The sequence below is a fragment of the Clostridium sp. SM-530-WT-3G genome, from assembly GCF_012843905.1.
In the GTDB taxonomy this organism is placed as follows: Bacteria; Bacillota; Clostridia; order Clostridiales; family Clostridiaceae; genus Clostridium.
This window is the reverse complement of sequence record NZ_JABAGC010000083.1, coordinates 1-1,942: the sequence shown is the minus strand read 5'-3', so window position 1 is coordinate 1,942 and position 1,942 is coordinate 1. Positions and strand designations below refer to the sequence as shown.

Genomic DNA, 1,942 nt, shown 5'->3' with positions numbered 1-1,942 from the left:
TATTTAAGTTTCGTTATTAAAACTTTATATAATCATCACAAAGAATATTTATTCTTGGCTTGTTGTATTTATATACATTAATTTGTATGCAATTTTCAAAGAACAATAACTACTTTGATTCGTAGTTCTTATTTAATTTATGTCACCTCATCAGCGACAAGTATTATTATATAAATTAACTTTAATTCTGTCAACACTTTTATGCATTTTTTTTATAAACTTATAAAAAATTATATAAAGCCAGATAAATACTAGATTTTTAAAAGCAAAAATCATAGTTTTATTATACAAATATATAAGTTTTCTAATTTAATTTATATTTTAATTGATATATATTTAGTTTGAAATCTACAAATAATACAGTATAACTTTATTATTATACTTACAACAATAAATTTATATACATATTATAGTCATTATACATTTAATATTAATTGAAATATTTTAATATATACTTAGTCACTCTTTTTTACTTTATAAAGTATTGGAAACTATTTTTTAATAAATAACTTATCTATTCCATAATCTTCAACTCCTGTATTGAATGATTATCTTTTCAAAGTTTCTCTAATAGAATATCAAAAAATATTCACTCTTAAATTCCCTGTATTAATTAAAAATTACTAATAATACTTTATTTTTTATTCTAAATATTATTCATATATTAGATTTTCCTTATAGTTTTTCTTTAAAACGTAACTTTTCATTATTATGGAGCATTTTTTAAATTTAAATCTCATATCTTTAAAATTAATCTATAACAAAGACAATTTTGGATATAAAAAAACGGGGCTGTATCAAAATTAGAGTTTTTAAACTCTAGTTTGATACAGTCTTTTTCAGGTTTATGTATTTTATTCATATGAAATTTATGTATTTAATTCCGAATTTTCTATTTAAGCGCATAAAAAATAAAGGGTAAAATTAATTTATCCAAAATATAACTTTATTGTTTTAATTAAGAAGCTTGCTGCTTATGAAGCAGCTCACCGTTTCGTTTTTGCAATGTTTTATTGTGTAATTTATTTACATTGTAGCCAAATGCCATCAATAAAAATTCAGTTCTAACCTTAGGAGTTCCACGCATTAAAAATCTTCTATAGCCATAGTCTTCTTTAATAACTCCAAAAGCTCCTTCAACTTGAATTGATCTGTTCATTCTTAATAAAATTCCCTTTTCAGTAGTTATATTTTTAAGAGAGTTATTTCTTAATCTAATAAAATTTTTAGCGACATGTAATTGTTTATTACCTTTAGCTTTTGTACATTTACTTTTGTATTCACAGCCGGAACAATTTTCACATTCATAAACATGTACAGTAGATTTATATCCTGATTTAGACTTTTTACTTTTTGTTCCCTTCAAGAGAATTTTCTTTCCGGCAGCACAAATATAGTAGTCTTTCTCTTCGTCATAAGCCATGTTTTCTCTTTTACTGATATCTTTTTTGAATTTTTTAGTTTTTGATTTTTCATATGTTGCAGGTTTAATAAAAGATTCTATTTTATTATTTTCAAGGTAAACATAATTTTCTTCACTTTCGTATCCTGCGTCAGCAGTTACTGAATCATATTTTTCATTTAAATTAGCTTCTAATCCATCTAAAAATGGTATAAAAGTAAGTTGATCAGATCTTTCACTTGAAATATCTACACCAACTATATATTCACCTTCTACCCCTATTTGAATATTGTGAGCTGGTTTTAATTGACCATTTTTCATATGATCTTCTTTCATATGCATGAAAGTTGCGTCGTGATCGGTTTTTGAAAAACTATTTCGGCCATTGAAAATGCTATTATATTCATCATATTTACTTTGCTTTTCAATGAATTCATTAAGTTCTTCAGTATATTTTTGAAGCTTACTTTTTCGCTTTCCTTTTCCATAAACAAATTCAATATTATTAAGTTTTATAGAAGAGTAAAGAACATCAAAAAT

General features: G+C 23.6%; 1 protein-coding gene. It reads right to left on the bottom strand.

Annotation, left to right across the window (positions count from 1 at the left end; all coding sequences use genetic code 11):
* Window positions 1-958: 958 nt before the first annotated feature.
* Window positions 959-1,942: transposase (locus HF850_RS15310; RefSeq protein WP_169106275.1), on the bottom strand; the 984-nt coding region annotated here is incomplete at its 5' end.